At 34.3% G+C, this 1,176-nt stretch carries 2 protein-coding genes; one reads left to right on the plus strand and one right to left on the minus strand.

The annotated features are described in order from the left end of the window. On the plus strand, positions 1 to 494 hold a 494-nt coding region (locus DWZ56_RS22825), incomplete at its 5' end, for a hypothetical protein (protein WP_158584702.1). Positions 495 to 526: 32 nt separating this feature from the next. Here DWZ56_RS22825 and DWZ56_RS22830 read toward each other — a convergent pair. After that, positions 527 to 1,176: hypothetical protein (locus DWZ56_RS22830; RefSeq protein ID WP_158584703.1), on the minus strand; the 650-nt coding region annotated here is incomplete at its 5' end.

A 1,176-nucleotide genomic window follows, 5' to 3' on the forward strand; every position in this document is an offset into this window, starting at 1 on the left:
ATACGGATATTGCAGAAGTGCAAACGTCTTTTTCAGAAGCCAGGACTGACCTTGTTTCAGCCCTGGCACAAAAGGGTATTTCTGTGGCTGATGATACTACATTTGCACAAGCTATTACTGCGGTAAGTAAAATTAGTTTATTTCCTACTAAATGTGTTTCTTCTTTAAAATCAACAGATGGTACTGGATATAAAGAAAATACAATAACAACAACATTATCATTAGAAGCTGGACATAAGAATGCTATGTTCATAAGCCTATCAGCAGGTTATGGAGGAGAAGCGGAATTATCTTATAATACCATAAATGCTACAATGGGCGTTAAACTATATGATGCATATGCTTATGATGTTTACTGTGGCGCTTTTAGATTTATTGTGTATAAACTGAGCCTTACCGGTTCTGCTGGCAGTATAAAAGTAACATCTAAAAAAACGGTAGTTGCAAATTATGCCTTTCAATGGATATTACCTACGGTAATGTACTTGGACTAAACTAGAATTATATATAGTCTTATGTAAAAAGGTTATATTGGGAGATATTGAATTGTTCCTGACCAGTAAGATCCTCCGGTTTGTGCCTTTGCTCCACAAAAAGCTTTAAAAGGCTTTATTGTAGCATTATTATATCCTCCATTAGCAGATGCGCTACCGCCATTGACATAGTAAAGTGTAATCCCGCCAAATTGTCCATTTGCACTAAAACAGAATCCTTTTTCACTACGCCATCCATATCCATCAGGGAATGTACTATAATTACATACTACTGATGTTTTTCTATTGCTGGTCGATATAGCGGATTTTGCAATATCTGAGATTGCTATTATAGGTTCTGTTATTTTGCAATTGTAATATAATGCTTGACATCCAAACTGACTATTAACAATTTTCGATATAGTCGTATTGTGATTAGCGAATGCAGTGAATAGAATTGGTCTAGAACATACAAAACTTATATAGTCATATTTTTCTACTATTATGTCAATAATTGTCCCATATGCATCTAGATTCATTAAAAAATCACTTGGCATATCTATATTTGTAATGAAACCTAGCATATTTAGGTCATTTGATGGATTACCCAATTTTTTTGTTACTGTATCAGCACCTACCAGATATGACGCATATGGAAAACCATCCTCACCAATAAAGAATGAAATGTTTCCCATATCCGTAT

The sequence above is a fragment of the Lachnotalea sp. AF33-28 genome, assembly GCF_003477885.1.
Classification (GTDB): Bacteria; Bacillota; Clostridia; order Lachnospirales; family Lachnospiraceae; genus AF33-28.